Source organism: Variovorax sp. RCC_210 (assembly GCF_041355175.1).
Classification (GTDB): domain Bacteria; phylum Pseudomonadota; class Gammaproteobacteria; order Burkholderiales; family Burkholderiaceae_C; genus Variovorax.
The window spans coordinates 1,197,236-1,213,135 of the sequence record NZ_JBFUPJ010000001.1 but is presented as its reverse complement, the minus strand read 5'-3'; the positions used below and the strand labels follow the sequence as shown (position 1 = coordinate 1,213,135).

General features: G+C 67.7%; 12 protein-coding genes and 1 pseudogene. All 13 read right to left on the bottom strand.

Features of this window, described 5'->3' with window-relative positions:
- Positions 1–19: 19 nt before the first annotated feature.
- Complete coding sequence (locus tag AB6807_RS05695) at positions 20–1,381, bottom strand: hypothetical protein (protein ID WP_371083817.1); 1,362 nt, start codon at positions 1,379–1,381, stop codon at positions 20–22.
- A gap of 22 nt (positions 1,382–1,403) precedes the next feature.
- A complete protein-coding gene (locus tag AB6807_RS05690) occupies positions 1,404–3,035 on the bottom strand; it encodes a hypothetical protein (RefSeq protein ID WP_371083816.1) in 1,632 nt (543 codons plus the stop codon).
- 23 nt (positions 3,036–3,058) lie between these two features.
- Complete coding sequence (locus AB6807_RS05685; RefSeq protein WP_371083815.1) at positions 3,059–4,627, bottom strand: mannose-1-phosphate guanylyltransferase/mannose-6-phosphate isomerase; 1,569 nt, start codon at positions 4,625–4,627, stop codon at positions 3,059–3,061.
- 64 nt (positions 4,628–4,691) lie between these two features.
- Positions 4,692–5,468 (bottom strand): response regulator transcription factor, encoded by a 777-nt coding sequence (locus AB6807_RS05680; RefSeq protein WP_116907718.1) that lies wholly within the window; start codon positions 5,466–5,468, stop codon positions 4,692–4,694.
- A gap of 181 nt (positions 5,469–5,649) precedes the next feature.
- A pseudogene (galE, locus tag AB6807_RS05675) lies at positions 5,650–6,669 on the bottom strand (UDP-glucose 4-epimerase GalE); the annotation flags it as partial.
- A gap of 37 nt (positions 6,670–6,706) precedes the next feature.
- A complete protein-coding gene (locus tag AB6807_RS05670; RefSeq protein ID WP_116907720.1) occupies positions 6,707–7,942 on the bottom strand; it encodes a glycosyltransferase WbuB in 1,236 nt (411 codons plus the stop codon).
- Positions 7,939–9,198: a lipopolysaccharide biosynthesis protein gene (locus tag AB6807_RS05665; RefSeq protein WP_116907721.1), complete on the bottom strand. Its 1,260-nt coding sequence runs from the start codon at positions 9,196–9,198 to the stop codon at positions 7,939–7,941. The genes AB6807_RS05670 and AB6807_RS05665 overlap by 4 nt, the downstream gene beginning before the upstream one ends.
- 16 nt (positions 9,199–9,214) lie before the next feature.
- Positions 9,215–10,147, bottom strand: coding sequence for a hypothetical protein (locus AB6807_RS05660; RefSeq protein WP_371083814.1), 933 nt, complete (start codon positions 10,145–10,147; stop codon positions 9,215–9,217).
- A gap of 73 nt (positions 10,148–10,220) precedes the next feature.
- On the bottom strand, positions 10,221–11,252 hold the full coding sequence (locus AB6807_RS05655; protein WP_371083813.1) for a hypothetical protein: 1,032 nt from the start codon (positions 11,250–11,252) through the stop codon (positions 10,221–10,223).
- Positions 11,249–12,358 carry a glycosyltransferase gene (locus AB6807_RS05650; protein ID WP_371083812.1) on the bottom strand — a complete coding sequence of 370 codons (1,110 nt, stop codon included), beginning with the start codon at positions 12,356–12,358 and terminating at the stop codon, positions 11,249–11,251. Before AB6807_RS05650 ends, AB6807_RS05655 begins: the two co-directional genes overlap by 4 nt.
- Before the next feature lie 10 nt (positions 12,359–12,368).
- Complete coding sequence (locus AB6807_RS05645; protein WP_371083811.1) at positions 12,369–13,703, bottom strand: hypothetical protein; 1,335 nt, start codon at positions 13,701–13,703, stop codon at positions 12,369–12,371.
- 44 nt (positions 13,704–13,747) lie between these two features.
- A complete protein-coding gene (gene gmd / locus AB6807_RS05640) occupies positions 13,748–14,872 on the bottom strand; it encodes a GDP-mannose 4,6-dehydratase (protein WP_116907726.1) in 1,125 nt (374 codons plus the stop codon).
- Positions 14,865–15,890, bottom strand: coding sequence for a GDP-L-fucose synthase family protein (locus tag AB6807_RS05635; RefSeq protein WP_371083810.1), 1,026 nt, complete (start codon positions 15,888–15,890; stop codon positions 14,865–14,867). The genes gmd and AB6807_RS05635 overlap by 8 nt, the downstream gene beginning before the upstream one ends.
- Positions 15,891–15,900 lie beyond the last annotated feature (10 nt).

The following is a 15,900-nucleotide window of genomic DNA, read 5'->3' as shown; positions in this document are numbered from 1 at the left end:
AATTCCGCTCCAATAGTATTCAGCGAAGCACCGCAGCAGCTTGACCGCGCTCAAGCAGATAGCACCCAATCAGCGCCGCCAGATGGTGCGAGTTCCTGCTCTTGGATTTCGCACGGATCGCGACGACTTGCCCGTCGGGCCGATAGACGATGCAACGCAAAGTGGTCGGATCTTGAAGCGTCATCAACTGCGCATGCCAGTCGGTTCCAACGAATGCGGCCTGCAGGGTGTCGAGGCGCATGCGGGCGACTGCTTCACGAGATCGAAGCCGCCTGTCCCTGGCAAAAAAATTTGGCAGGCCCATTTGGGGAAAGCAAACCAGGAGCTTGCATTCGAGCTTTCGCGTGAGCACTTGTCGCAACTCCCAGTCGACCCAGGCAGTTACGCCGACCAAGATGACGATCAGCGATGACTCGTCCATCCACTTGATCACCTGGGCCTGCCATTGGTCGTCGGTCAGGCTTGCACGAGCTGCTCCCAAGGTAATCGCCTTGCTCTTCGGAGCCGCAACAGCGACGAAGGGGCCTTTCGCAGAGAAATCAGCCGCGAGTCTGGACTCGAGGTTGTAATCGATGAGATTTGCTGCGGAGTTGGAACGCTGCCGGACCAGATCGTCCGAAAAGGACCTCAGGTAGAGCACCGGCGGGCGCGGGTCTGCTGCCAGCAGCGCAGCCGCGTCTGGCTGAAATGCGGACCGTGCCCTCAAGACGGCCAGAAGCTCGAGCAAGTTGACGGCATCACGTAGCGGCCGCAGTGCCTCGTTCTCCATGAGGAGTTCCAAGGGCAGCAGGTAGTCCGCGCATATCGTCAGGGCCAGCGCTGCGCCGATCCATAGCCAGCCTCGGGGATTGGCTTTCGGGCGATGCCCAAGCGTGTTGGTCTTCGAGCGAGAAAACCCGCCACACACTGTCATTAGCGAGGCATCGAGGCCGTCGATCTTCATCTTTCGACACCAAAGGATTGCTGCAATGGCCGGAGCGACTAGCATGACACCCATCACGCCGTAGAAGCCGTTTGCGAGGTTGTTAAATTGCTCTGTCTTTGACGACACGCCTTCGCTCAGTGCCATCGCTACGAGGACTATCACGGCTACGCAATAGACCACCAGTAGCCAAAGCGCCGGCAACATCCACCTGTCGACGATCGACCTCAGAACGCTCACATTCCTCCACACGACCCACGCGGCCAAGTACAGAGGCGAGAACAGAACGGCCGCATACAACGCTGTTTGAAACTCTCCTTGGAGCAGCAGCACGGGCAGCCGCAACGCTGTCCAGATTGCCATCGCAAGAATCCATACGGTGGCCCACTTGATCCAGAAGAAGGGCCAGGTAGACGACTTGAGTTCGATGGTGGTCACTGTGCGATCGAGGTTGACCATGAGGACTCCAGGCGTTTTCGGCTCAAGTGACATCGGTGAAAGATCGGCGTGAAAACCAGTGGTGGCTTTCGCCCAGCAAGCGTGTTTCAGTTTCCCTCACGAGCGTATCGAGCTCGTGGTCGCTCGTGGCGGCGCGCAACTGCGGCAACTGTCGTTCCAGGAACGCACTCATTGCCGAGAAGGTCGCAGCACGGGCCTCTAGGTCGCTGGCGCCGGACCAGGAGAGGAAGCCGACCGCGATCACAGGAAGGATGATGGCGAAGAATCCGCCCCAATCGAGCATGTGGTGCCCCCAGTTGCCGAGCCATCCGTGCAGCGAAGCCCACTTGAGCGAGGTCGCCATAACCGCGCCGAGGCTAAAAATCCAGAACGCTACCGTCGCCACCTTGCGGCGGTACTTGGCTTGTCTCGCCTGCTTTCGGTAGTAGTGCAGTTGTCCCAGGCCGTCTTCCTCGATTCGACTGCGGCAGTAAGCATCCCTGCGTGCTTCGAGCGAGAGCTTCGCGGTTGGCTCGCACCGTTGCTGTCGCGTTTGCATCAGATGCAGCACCGTGCACGTGCGAAGCAAGGGCAAGAACTCCTCCTCCCAGGTCATCAGCACGGCGTAACCAAGTGAGCCTCCCGCTGCACGCACGGCCTGGAGTGAAGTCATCATCTGCGCTACCAGCCTTGTCACTGCCCAGACATGCACCGCATGGCCCTTGTGCAACATCAGGTGCGCGCCAAGGCCGGCTCCCAGGCATGCCAATTCCGTGAAGAGAAGGGCGGAAGCGAGCGAGCCGTCGTGGAACTTGTTGGCGAAGGTGGCGAGCAGCGTGGCTGCGACGTGAAAGATCAACACAGTCAGCGCGCCTCGCTTGAACAAGCTGCTGTGCGCCTTGGACCGCTCGCCGGCCTCCCGTCCGATGGTCTGCAGATAGGCATCGACGTCGGGCGTCACGAAGTCAACCGGCTCGATGCCGACGCCCTTGAGTTCGCCCGGGATGCCAGGAGCGACAAAGCCCTGCCCATTCAACCACTGCCCCACTGGTAGCAAAGGCGACATGAGTGCCTTGTCCCCTTCGATGGCGACCTCCATGATCAGCGCCGGTTTGCCGAGGCTTGCGGCGCGTTCGATCAGGTCGAAGGTGCCACCTACCTTGTGTTTCGCGCTGCGACGGACGATGCCGATGATGACGTCTGCGGTGCGCGATATGGCGAGGTTGGCGTCGACGAACTGGTCGCTGCGTTCCGAAGAATCGCTGACGACCCGCTCCTCGACCACATGGGGAAGTTGAAGCAGTTCGATGGCGTGCTGGCGCTGTGCCGCGTTGAAGTCTGGCGTGCCGTCGCTATCAGCTGCCTCTAGGTAGGCGTGCTTTTCCTGTGGCAAGAGGACGCGCTGCGGAATGGCGAGGGTTGCACACGCTTGGGTGAAAAGCGCGTCCGCGCCGATGGCGACCTGCGAGACGCCGCAAAGGAAATGATGTTTCGACATCCCCAAGGCCTCAGGCAGGCGCCGGAGCACGTCTGTCAGCAACGCGAGCAGTTGGGCTTCCAGCTCGCGGCGCTCGTCGTCGAGCACCTTCATGCCCACGAAGAAGTCGCGCGAGCCACCAAAGCCGACCTGCACCGCGACGGGGATCGTCGGGGCGACGGTCGCGCTGTGTTTCATTCTTTGGGCTGATTGGCCGCAGCTCAGTGAGCCACCGGCGCATGCAGCGCCGCACTCGCCCCCGACCCAGCCGAAGTCCCCACCGACATCGCCTCCACCTCCGAAGCCGCCGCTTCAGCTGAAGCGACCGCCCCCCCCGGCACATGCACCGGTACCTTCACCGCATCCGCCAACGTATGCCCCGGCCCGCACCGCCCATACGTGTCGTCGAAACGCACGATGTCGTCTTCGCCCAGGTAGCCGCCGGTCTGCACCTCGATCACCTCCAGCATCGTCTTGCCCGGGTTCTCCAGCCGGTGGATGGCGCCCGAGGGCAGGTAGATGGATTCGTTCTCGCGCACCAGCGTCACCACGCCGTCGCAGGTGGCCTTGGCCGTGCCCTGCACCACGATCCAGTGCTCGGCGCGGTGGTGGTGCATCTGCAGCGACAGCTTGGCGCCCGGCTTCACGGTCAGGCGCTTGACCTGGAAGCGCTCGCCGTTGTCCACGCTGTCATAAGCGCCCCAGGGCCGCACCACGCGGCGGTGTTCGGTGGCCTCGACGCAGCCGTCCAGCGACAGCTTGCGCACCACCTCGGCCACCTGCTCGGCGCAGCCGGCGCCTGCCACGAGCACGGCGTCGGGGGTGTCCACGATGATGAGCCCGTCGGTGCCCAGCGCCACCACCTGGCGGTGCGGCGCGTGGATGAAGGTGTTGCGCGAATTCAGCGCGCTGGCCTTGCCGCTCAGGCGGTTGCCGGTCTCGTCGGCCGGGTGCAGGGTGGCCACGGCGTTCCAGCTGCCCACGTCGCTCCACAGGCCCTCGAACTTCACGACGGCAATGTCCTTGTGCTTCTCGAGCACGGCGTAGTCGATGCTGTCGCTGCGGCACGCCTGGAAGGCCGCCTGGTCCAGCCGCAGAAAGCTGCCGTCGGTGGTCGCGGCGTCGGTCGCGCGCTCGCAGGCCAGCAGGATGTCGGGCGCATGCCCGCGCAGCGCCGCCACCAGCGTGCGCGCCTGCACCAGGAAGATGCCGGCGTTCCAGCTGTAGCCGCCGTGCAGCAGCAGCGTTTCGGCGACGGCAGCGGTGGGCTTTTCAACAAAGCGCACCACGGCCTGGCTGTGGCCGTCGCCCGAAGGCTGGCCGGCCTCGATGTAGCCGTAGGCCGTGCTCGGAAAGCTGGGCACCACGCCGAAGGTGACGATTTTTCCGGCCAGCGCGGCGTCGATGCCGGCGCGCACGGTGCGCGCGAACAGCTCGGCATCGGGAATGTGGTGGTCCGACGGCGCGAACAGCAGCAGGTCGTCGGGCGCGGCCAGCAGCGCGGCCGAGGCCATGGCGGCGGCGGTGTTGCGCGCCATCGGCTCCAGGATCTGCCGGCCGGTGGTCTGCGCGGCCTCCACGGTTTCCTTCACCATGAAGCGGTGGTCTTCGGACGCGATGCACGTGATGTCGGGGTTCAGCACGCGCAGGCGCTCCAGCGTCATCTGCAGCAGGCTCTTGCCGCCCACCAGCGGCGCGAACTGCTTGGGCAGCGCCTTGCGCGAAAGGGGCCACAGGCGGGTGCCGCTGCCGCCGCAAAGAACCACGGGATGAATGAGTGTGTTGTTCATGATCGCCAGGAAAAAGGGGGGTGGGTGTGACAGGTGAAGGGAAACGAAAAGGGTTTCGGGCGCTTCAGATGAGCCCCGAATACGCCGCGTAGCTCACGGCCTGCGCACGCGAATGCACGTGCAATTTCTTGTAGATGTTCTTGATGTGGGCGTTGACGGTCTGCCCCGAGATGCCCAGCTTGGTACCGATTTCTTCGGTGACATGCCCACGCGCCACGAAGCGCAGCACCTCGCACTCGCGCGCGGTGAGCGTGGCCTCGCGCTGGGGCGCCTCCACCGCGGGCGGCGCGCCGGCGGGCCGGTGGCTCAGGCGGGCCAGCAGGCGGCGCGCCAGCCGCGGCGTGATGGCCGCGCCGCCGTTCACCACCTGCAGCACGGCCTGCGCAAAGCTCTGCAGCCACGCGTCCTTCAGCAGGTAGCCGGTGGCGCCGAGCTCGAAGGCCTGCAGCACGTGGGCCTCGTCCTCCAGCGCGGTGATGACGATGATCTCGGCCGCGCTGTTGAGCTTGCTGGCCTCGCGGATCAGGTCGAAGCCGGTGCCGTCGCCCAGGCGCAGGTCGACCATGAGCACGTCGAAGGCGTGCGTGGCGATGAGCCGGCGGCCGTCGCGCAGGCTGCCGGCCTGGCCTTCGAGCTGGATGCGCAGGTCCGACAGCAGCTCCTGCGCGATCACGCGGCGCATGAACTCGTCGTCGTCGACCAGCAGCACGCGCACGGGGGCGTCCTGCTGCCCGGTCAAAAAGCCGGGCCACAGCGGCGCGGCCGGCGGAAGAATGCCCGGCGGATACCCCGAGCGGCCGTCGTTCTGTTCACCGAAGGAGGGAGATGCGTTGTCAGACATTGGAGTGCCCCAGGTTGGAGGTGTGGAAGCGCGGCATGTCCGCGGCGAAGACGGGGACGAGCCCGGCATCGGGAGCCCACTCGGGATGCGCGTGGGGCTGTGTATGGGGCTGCAGATGCGGCTGCAGATGCGGCTGCAGGTGAGGCTGAAGATGCGGCTGCATGTGCGTCGGCACCGGGTCGTCGAAGCCGTGCGGGTTCGACGCCTGCCAGCGCCAGCTGTCGGCGCACATCTGGTCGAGGTCGCGCTGCGCGTGCCAGCCGAGCACGTCGAGCGCGCCGCGTGCGTCTGCCCAGTAGGCCGGCGCGTCGCCGGGGCGGCGCGGGCCCAGGTGGGTGGCGATGCGCCGTCCGCTCGCGCGCTCGAAGGCGGCCACCACCTCCAGCACCGAGGCACCGCGGCCGGTGCCCAGGTTGCTCATGAGGATGCCGGGCGTGTGCGTGGCATGGCGCAGCGCGGCCACATGGCCTTCGGCCACGTCCATCACGTGCACGTAGTCACGCACGCCGGTGCCGTCGACGGTGTCGTAGTCGGTGCCGTGCACCACCAGGTGCTCGCGTTCGCCCACGGCCACCTGCGAGATGTAGGGCATGAGGTTGTTGGGCGGGCCGTGCGGGCGCTCGCCGAGCAGGCCGCTTTCGTGCGCGCCCACGGGGTTGAAGTAGCGCAGGCAGGCAATGCCCCAGCGCGGGTCGGCGTGCGCCAGGTCGGCCAGCACGCTTTCCACCATGGCCTTGGTGCGGCCGTAGGGGTTCACTGCAGCGCAAGGCGCACTCTCTGGAATAGGGGAATGCTGCGCGTCGCCATACACCGTGGCCGAAGAGGAGAACACCAGCGTGCGCACGCTGGCGCGCGCCATGGCCTGCACCAGCGCCAGCGTGCCGGCCAGGTTCACGTCGTAGTAGCTCACCGGGTCGGCCACCGATTCGCCGACGGCCTTCAGGCCCGCCAGGTGCACCACCGCGCGAATGGCGGGGTCGGCCAGCACGCGGTCCAGCGCCGCGGGGTCGCGCACGTCGGCGCGCACCAGCAACGGCGTCACGCCCGTGATGCAGCCCACCCGGTGCAGCGAGCGCGCGTCGCTGTTGACCAGGGTGTCGAGCACCACCGGCTGGTAGCCGGCCTCGATCAGCGCCACGCAGGTGTGGCTGCCGATGAAGCCGGCGCCGCCGGTCACGAGGATCTTGTTCGGCAGGCTCATGGTCGGTGCTCCGTGGGTACGTGAAGGGGTGACGGGGTCAGCCGACGGCCACGCAGCGCTGCAGCTCGTGCTCCAGCCGCTGCAGGATGGCGTCCTGGTCGAGCGCGGACTCGGCGAAGCGCCGGCCGGCCGCACCCATTTCCTCGCGCGTCTGGCGCGACATGGCGAGCTGCTCGATCGCATCGGCCAGCGCCGCCGCGTCGCCGGGCGCCACCACCACGCCGCGGCCCGAGACCACGTTGCTCAGCTCGGTGCCGGCATGCGCGGTCACGATCACGGCGCGCCCGCTGGCCAGCATGCCGCCCAGCTTGGAGGGCATGACCAGGTCGGCCGCGTCGGCGCGCTGCGGCAGCACGTGGATGTCGGCCATGCCCAGCAGCTCGTTCAGGCGCTCGAACGGCTGCAGGTCCAGAAAGTGCACGTTGGCCAGCCGCACGCACGCGTCTTTCAGTGACTCGCGGCTCGGGCCGTTGCCGCAGAACACGAAGTGGATGTCGTGCGAGCACGCCAGCAGCGCCGCCGCCTCGGCCAGCAGCTCGATGCCCTGCTTGCTGCCCAGGCTGCCCGAATACAGGACGACCACCGCGTCTTCCGGAATGCCCAGCATCGCGCGGTAGCCGTCGGGCGAGGTGTTGCGCGGCGCGGGGTGGATCGACTTCACGTCCACCCAGTTCGGGAACAGCACCACGCGGCCTTCGGCCACGCCCTTGCCCCTGGCCTTGTCGACCATGGCGCTGGAAATGGTGGACACGCGGCTGAACTTGCTCAGCAGCCAGTGCTCGGCCGAGCGCGCGAAGCGCTGCACGCGCTGCCCGCTCAGCAGGCCCAGGCCGAAGGCGGCGTCCACCTCGTAGTCCTGGATGTGCAGCCACGACTTGATGCCCACCAGCTTCGAGAAGAACAGCACCGAGGGCGCGCAGAACAGCGGCGGCTCCACCACGAACACCACGTCGGGCTTCCAGCGCATCTGCGCCACCAGCAGCGGAATGCTCGACAGCATGAAGGAGAACAGGTGCGCCATGCGCGCCAGCGTGCGTGGCTTCTTCGGCACCCAGGTGGGCGCGCGCCACACGGTGATGCCGTTCCACACCGTCTTGCGGTAGCGCCAGGCCGAGTAGCCGTCGAACACCGACCACTGCGGAAAGAAGGGCGGCGCGGCAATCACGCGCACGTCGTGGCCGCGCGCGTGCAGCCATTGCGCCATTTCCCCCGAGTACTTGCCGATGCCGGCCAGCTCGGGCGTGAAGTTCATCGAGTAGAGAAGGATTTTCACGGTGTCGACCTCATGCGAAGCAGGCGGTAAATGGGGAAGAAACCGAACACCAGGCGCATGCGTGTCTCGTAGAGCACGAAGTCCGACACGCAGGCCAGCAGGAACACGTAGTGCGGCTTGCCCGGAAACAGCACGATGACCACGCCGTAGGAAAGAAAGCGCAGCGCCACCTCCAGCAGCGCCCAGCGCCCGAGCGAGCCCATGGAGGTCTTCAGCGACAGCACCATCTCGTGGTGGATCGTGTAGGTGCGCAGCAGGAAGTACGGCGCAATGCACAGGAAGATGCTGCGGGCCTCTTCGCCCAGCTTCAGCAGCGGCGCGGCCACCGCCATGACGCAGCCCAGCCCCACGAACAGGGCGCACCCCAGCAGGAACGAATGGCGCGCCAGCCCCAGTTGCGCGGTGCCGAAGTGCTTCGGGTCGGCCTCCAGCATCGCGCGGGTCTTGGTGAACAGGAAGGCCTGCACGAACTGCGAAGGCGCCTCCGCCAGAAGAAACGCCAGCTTGAACGCGCCCACGTAGCTCAGCGGCATGAAGTACGCCACCACCAGCAGGTCGGACTTGCGCAGCAGGAACATCAGCAGCGAATACAGCGTGGCCGTGCCTTGCTGCAGCAAGCCGATGGCGTGCCGCCCGGCCGGCGGCGCCGCGCCGTTGCCCGGCAGGCCGATGGCCGCGCACACCACCACCAGCGCGAACAGGTTGATGAGCAGCAGGTGCGCCACGCCCAGGTCGAACTTCAGCGCCGCGCACAGGCCCACGCCCGCCACCAGGATGGTCGAGCGAATGCCCGCCTCCAGGTTGAGCAGCCCCGCATGCCCCAGCCCGCGGCTGAACGACAGCCGCAGGCTGTTGAAGGCGAACACCGCCAGCGTGGCCACCACCAGCAGGAAGGGCGCGTCGCCCACCGGCAGGCGCTGCACGGTGAGCACGATGGTGACCAGCACCGTGGCCAGCGGCAGCCCGATGCACAGCGTGCGCACCACGTCGCCGCGCGTCACGCCCGGCGGCACGCTGGCCGCGTTGCGCGAGAACAGCAGCGAGCTGCCCAGCGTGCCCAGCACCAGCGCCACCTCGATGACCGACTGGTAGATGGAGTACTCGCCGAAGCGCGCCGGCGAAATGGTCGCCGCCATCAGGAACACGGCCAGGAAGCCCGACAGGTACACGTACAGCCGCGAGGCCAGCGCACCCAGGCCGGAGATCCAGGCCATGCGTGCGCCTGGCAGGGCGAGTGACGGGCTGAAGGGCTTCATCGCGCGGCTCCAGGCATCACTTGCCGGACGGGGCGTGGGCCACGCTGCGCGTGTCGAGCAGCCGGCGCGCGAAGGTGGCGGCCCTGAAGGCCTTGTTCTTCGCGCTGCGTGCCATCTGCAGCGCGTAGGTCACGGCCGCCACGGTGTGCATGTGGCCGCGCAGCGCATAGGGCATGGCCATCTTGGCGCTGCCCTGGAAGTGCAGCGCCACCACGCGCGTGGCCTCGCCGCCTTCGGTGGTGAGCCAGGCCTTGCCGTCGCGGTAGGCCACGCGCTTTGCGCCGCCGCGAACCTTGAACTCGCGCGGCACCAGGTTCTGGCCGCCGTTGATGTTGTGGTCGATGACGGTGGCGTCGAGCTGGCGGTTGATGGGCGCGTCGTTGCCCGTGGTGCGCGCCCAGAGGTACAGCAGCGTCATGTCAGACACGCCGCCGCGCACGCCGCGCGCCGCGAAGCGCGCCGCGATTTCGCGCAGCTTGCGCCGGCCCGAGGGCGTGGCGTAGCTGTCGAGCACGTAGGCCACGAAGCGGCGCAGGCCGCTGGCGCTCCAGTAGCTCACGTGCGGGGAAATCTGGCAGGGGTTCCAGCCGTCACCGGCCTGCGTCGCCGAGCCCGAGAAGTCGGCCCGCCCGACCAGGTGGGCGATGTGCGCCGAGGCGCCCTGGAACAGCAGCACGTCGCTGTCGATGAGCACGAACTCGCGCACTTCGGGGTTGGATTCCAGAAACTGCGCAAGAAGAAAGTAGCGGCGAAAGCAGATCTTCTCGAACTCGGGCGAGTTGCTCGACAGGTGCACGTACGACTTGCAGAAGCGCTCGTAGCTCGCGCCGGCATCGGTCTGGGCGAGCACGAACAGTTGCTCCCCTGCGAGCACGGCCGATTCGCGGCACAGCGCGAGCGTCTTGTTCTGGCGGTCTTCCACGACGATGAAGGGCAGGGAGGATTTCATGGCGTTGGGTGAGGAGTGATGAAAGGGTGTGACAGCGGAAGTCGAATTCGGTGGGCCGGTGGGCGTTCGGTGCTCAGGGCTTGCGCGCCGTCACGCCGCGCACCAGCGCGACCTGCGACGGCAGGAAGCGGCCGGTGGCGTCGATGGGCATTTCCAGCGTGAACAGGCCGCGCGCGGTGGCCGCCTCGGACATCCAGTTGCGCAGCTGCGCGGGCGTGAAGCGCGGCGGCCCGTCGTGGCCCCAGGTGGCGGTGAGCGGCGTGAGCACGTGGAACATCAGCTCCGACGGCGCGGCCACCGGGCGTTCGGGCGGCTCCATGTACTCGCCGGCCATCAGGTTCTGGCAGGGCGCCGACTTGAGGGCGAAGCGCTCCGGGCCTTCGCCGGCGTTGAAGGCCAGCAGCCGGTTGGCGGCGCCGCTGCGCGAGGCGTCGCACAGCTGGTCCCAGCCGGCGCTGGTGATGCCCTTGGTGTTGTAGGTGCCGTCGAACCACCAGCCGGCGGCCAGCGGGCCGTAGTGCTCCGACCAGTCGCGGATCACGCTGGCCCAGGCCGCGACGAACTTCTGCGGCGGCGGCTGCTGCTCGTTCACATCGCCCAGGCAGCCCATGAGGTAGCGGTCGGACTGCGGCGCGCGAAACGGCAGGTACAGGATCATCGCGATGCCGCGGCTGCGCAGGGCCTGGCCGATTTCCAGCGGCAGGTCGCGCGGCGAGCGGTTTTTGGCGCTTTCGGGGCACAGCACCTCGAGCGCGGAATTGGGCGCGATGTACTGCCCGTTGTTCTGCCCCAGCGTGAGCACGAGGTGCGACGCGCGCATGTCCGCGAGCTGGTTGGCGAAGGCCTCGACGTCGAAGCGCTTGATCTCGCGGATGCTCTGCTTGTCGGGCAGGTAATGCACCATCACGCCGAAGCCGGGCATGGCATTTTCGCCGGCCTGGATTTGCTGCGGTTGCTGGGCTTGCTGCGCCGGCTTCTGCGTTGCAGCCTGTGCACCAGCCTGCACTGCGGCCTGTGGCTTGGGCTGCGCGATCACCGCCACCAGCGCCGCCCCGAAGAGCACCGCGGCCACCACGCGAACGCCGACGGCGACCACGGTTTTCATGGCAGGGCCCTGGTGAACGACACCGCGCCGCGCTTCAGCGTGAGGTAGCGCCCGGCCACGGCCGCCGGCGCGCAGGTGGCGGCCAGCGTCCAGGCCGGTTGCGTGCGCTCGTGGCGCGCCAGGTACTTGGCCAGGCGGTAGGGGTCGCTGGACGCGCTGCCCACGAAGAAGCCGTAGCCCGCGAACAGCTCGCGGTGCACCGGAATGTCCGAGAGCAGCAGCGGCACGCCCAGCGTGGCGGCCTCGGCGGCCGAGAGGTTGAAGCCCTCGAAGGTCGACAGCGAGATGAACGCGGTCGCGCCCATGTACAGGCGAATGAGCTCCTCGCGCGACACCAGCCCGCGGTGCCGCACGAAGCCGCGCACCTCGGGTGCCAGCGCGGCCACCATGCGCTCCACGTCGGCGGCGCCGTTGCCGGTGATGTCCAGGAAATCGACCAGCCCCGCGCGCTTCATGCGTTCGAACAGCGCGAGGATGCCGCCGAAGTTCTTGTGCGGGTAGTAGTGGTAGGCCGCGATCAGGTAGCGCTCGCGCGGCGGTGCGCCTTGGGGGGAAAGCGAAGGCGAAAGCGATGCCTCGGCCGGTGCCGTGGCACGCGGCGCGTCCACCGGGTTGAAGATCACGGCCGCGTGCGCGCAGCGGCCGAAGTGGCGCTCGAAGTCGTTCTGGCTGCTCTTGCTGATGAACACCACGTCGGCCGCGCTGCGTGCCGCGCGCCACAGGCTCCAGTCCAGGAACATGCGCTTGGGGCGGCTGAAGTATTGCGGGTAGGCCTTGTACTGCAGGTCGTGAACGATGACGATCGAGTCGCGGTGGCGCCCGAACAGCGCGAACGGCAGGAAGTAGTTCGGGAACATCGACAGCACGCGCTCCCCGGTGAACAGCGTGCGCAGCAAATGGAAGTTGTAGAGCAGCGTGTCGAGCACGAAGCGGCTCATGCGCAGGCGCTGCGCCAGCGCATACACGCGCGGATGGCGCTCGCTGACGGCCTCGATGCGGTCGTCGCGCGACAGCCGCATGTTGCGCAGCAGCACCTCGGACACGTTCAGCACGCCGCCGGCGGCCTTGTTCAGGCGGATGGTGTCGTAGTACAGGTAGGTGGCCATGGTGTGTGACTCAGGCGTGGGGCAGGTCGCGAGGGACGACTTGCAGCTGCGCAAGGTGAATGCGGCGAACACGGCGGGCGCGCGAGCACAGCACCCCGGCCACCAGCGCGGCGATCAGCCCCGACGTGGCGAACGGCCCCCAGCCCAGGATGGGCCCGCGCATGAACGGCACGTAGGCGGCCAGCATCACCAGCGCCGCCAGGTAGCCGCCCGACAGCGCGCGGTTCGGGTCGATGGCGCGGTCCACCCACCGGAAGGCCGCCGACAGCACCAGCCCCAGCAGCGCCGGGCCGGCCAGGCCGAAGTCGAAGTAGGCTGTGGTGAAGGGCGGCAGCGACAGGTTGCTCTGCGAGAAGTTGCCCAGGATGGCCGACCAGCCCAGCGGGTCGAAGTCCGGAAACATCTTCAGGTCGCGCGGCAGGAAGAACGACACCGCCGACAGCAGGTAGCGGCCCCAGCCCAGGTCGGGAATGGGCGCGCGCTCCAGGATGCCGGCCACTACGTACTGCGCGTCGAAGTCCTGGCTGAACGGAAAGGTCGTGAGCTCTTCGCCCCAGAAGCTGCCGCGGGAAATCAGGTTCAGCACCGGGCCCAGGCCCGCGATGGCGCCGAAGATCACCGCGCCCAGCACCCAGCGCCGGCCGCGCCCGAAGGCGTGGATGAGCAGCGGCAGCAGCCCGATCAGCAGGATCTGGCGGGCCGTGTTCACCGGGTTGGCCGCGATGGCCGCCAGCACGCCGGCCAGCCCCGCCGCGCACCAGGCCCACAGCGTCTTGCTGCGCACCGCGTGGATGGCCAGCGCCACGAAGCACAGCAGCACCACCATCTTGGGCAGCGTGGAATAGAAGATGAAGTCGATCGGCACGCCTTCCTCGTCGCTCACGATGCCGCGCGCCACGAAGTTCAGGTCGGGCCGGATGAACAGCGTGGCGAACGCCGCCAGCGAGCAGCTGAGCAACAGCAGCAGCGGGTGGGCCACGCCCACCAGGTGGGTGTCGTGGCGCCCGGGCAGGTGCACCGGCCCGTCGGCCACGCCCAGCCGCGCGGCCTCCACGCCGGCCATGTACAGCAGCAGCAGCACCAGCGCCTGCGTGTGCGATGCCGTGGTGAGCACGCCGGCCTCCCAGAAGCTCACGTCGTAGGCGATCTGCATCGCCGGGGCGAGCGAGAAGTAGGTGAGGATGGTGGCGTAGTGCACCAGCAGGAACACGCTGCCGCCCGAGCCGCCGAGCATCGACAGCTGGACCAGCGACAGCGCGAACACCGCCGCGTAGCCCCACACCGGATCGACCAGGCCGCACAGCAGCGCGCAAACGATGCCGGACCAGAAGGAGAGGGTTCTCATGGTGAGCCTGGAGGGGTGGGGTTGCGTGCGGTGCACAGCCGTGTTCAGGCTTCGATGCTTTGCGGCGTGAGGTAGCCGTGGCGCTGCAGCAGGGCGCGGCGCTTGGCGAGCTCGAGGTCGCCGGCGACCATCTCGGCAACCATCTGGTCGAGAGAGATCTCGGGCACCCAGCCCAGGTCGTCGGAGGCCTTGGTCGGGTTGCCGCACAGGGTCTCCACTTCCGACGGGCGGAAGTAGCGCGGGTCCACCCGCACCAGCACGTCGCCGCGGCACACGGCCGGCGCGTCGTCGCCCACCACATCAGTCACCACCGCCACCTCGTCCACGCCGCTGCCCTCGAACACCAGCGAGATGCCGAGCCGCGCGGCGGCGCGCGTGACGAAATCGCGAATGCTGTATTGCACGCCGGTGGCGATCACGTAGTCGACGGCGGTGGGCTGCTGCAGCATCAGCCACTGCATGCGCACGTAGTCGCGGGCGTGGCCCCAGTCGCGCAGCGCGTTCATGTTGCCCAGGAACAGGCACTGCTCCAGGCCCTGCGCCACGTTGGCGAGGCCGCGCGTGACCTTGCGCGTGACGAAGGTCTCGCCGCGGCGCGGGCTCTCGTGGTTGAACAGGATGCCGTTGCACGCATAGAAGCCGTAGGCCTCGCGGTAGTTCTTGGTGATCCAGTACGCGTAGAGCTTGGCCACGCCGTAGGGGCTGCGCGGGTAGAAGGGCGTGGTCTCGCTCTGGCGCGGCTCCTGCACCAGACCGTAGAGCTCGCTGGTGCTGGCCTGGTAGAAGCGCGTCTTCGTCTGCAGGCCCAGCAGGCGGATGGCCTCGAGCAGGCGCAGCGTGCCGAGCGCGTTGATGTCGGCGGTGTACTCGGGGCTGTCGAAGCTCACCGCCACGTGGCTTTGCGCGCCCAGGTTGTAGACCTCGTCGGGCTGCACCTCCTGCATGATCCGCGTGAGCGCGCTGCCGTCGGCCAGGTCGCCGTGGTGCAGGTGCAGGTGGCGCTCGGCCTTGGAGTGCACGTCGGAGTACAGGTGGTCGATGCGCCCGGTGTTGAACTGCGAGCTGCGGCGCTTGATGCCGTGCACCTCGTAGCCCTTCTCGATCAGCAGTTCGGCCAGGTAGGAGCCGTCCTGGCCGGTGATGCCGGTGATGAGTGCGCGCTTAGACATGTTCGACCTCTTGGGTATGGGGGGTGGTGTGGGGTGTGACCGCATTGGCCTGTTCGGCGGCGGGGGTGGCATGGGTTGCCTGAAAAGCCGCATAGGTGCGGCGAAGTCCTTCGGCCAGCGACACGCGGGCCTGCCATCCGAGGGCGTTGGCGCGCGACACGTCCAGCAACTTGCGCGGCGCGCCGTCGGGCCTGGCGCGGTCGTAGTCGATGTCGCCGGCGTAGCCGACCACCTCGCGCACCAGCGCCGCCAGCTCGGCGATGGACACGTCTTCGCCGGTGCCCAGGTTGATGTGGCCGCGCATGGGCTGCGTCTGCTGCAGGTAGCCGGCGCGCGGCAGGTTCATCACGTCGATGCAGCCTTCGGCCATGTCGTCGACATAGAGGAACTCGCGGCGCGCCTGCCCGCTGCCCCAGATGGACACGCTGGGCGCGCCGGCAAGGCGGGCCAGGTGAAAGCGCTGGATCAGCGCCGGCACCACGTGGCTGTTTTCGGGGTGGTAGTTGTCGCCGGGGCCGTACAGGTTGGTCGGCATGACGCTGCGGTAGTCGATGCCGTGGCTCTCGCCGTACTGCCGGTTGTAGCTTTCGCACAGCTTGAGCCCGGCGATCTTGGCGATGGCGTAGGGCTCGTTGGTGGGCTCCAGCTCGCCGCCGAGCAAGGCCTCTTCGCGCATGGGCTGCGCGGCCAGCCGCGGGTAGATGCAGCTGGAGCCCAGGAACAGCATGCGCTTCACGCCGGCCAGGAAGGCCTGGTGCGTCACGTTGGCCGCGATCATCAGGTTCTCGTAGATGAACTGGGCCGGGTAGGTCGCGTTGGCGTGGATGCCGCCGACGCGCGCCGCGGCCAGGTAGACCTGGTCGACCGCCTCGCTCGCGAAGAAGCGCGCCACGGCAGCCTGGTCGAGCAGGTCGAGTTCCGCGCGGCGCCGGGTGAGCACGTCGTGGCCCATCTCGCCCAGGCGCCGGGTGAGCGCCTGGCCGACCATGCCGTGGTGACCCGCAACAAAGATACGCATAGGTTCTTTC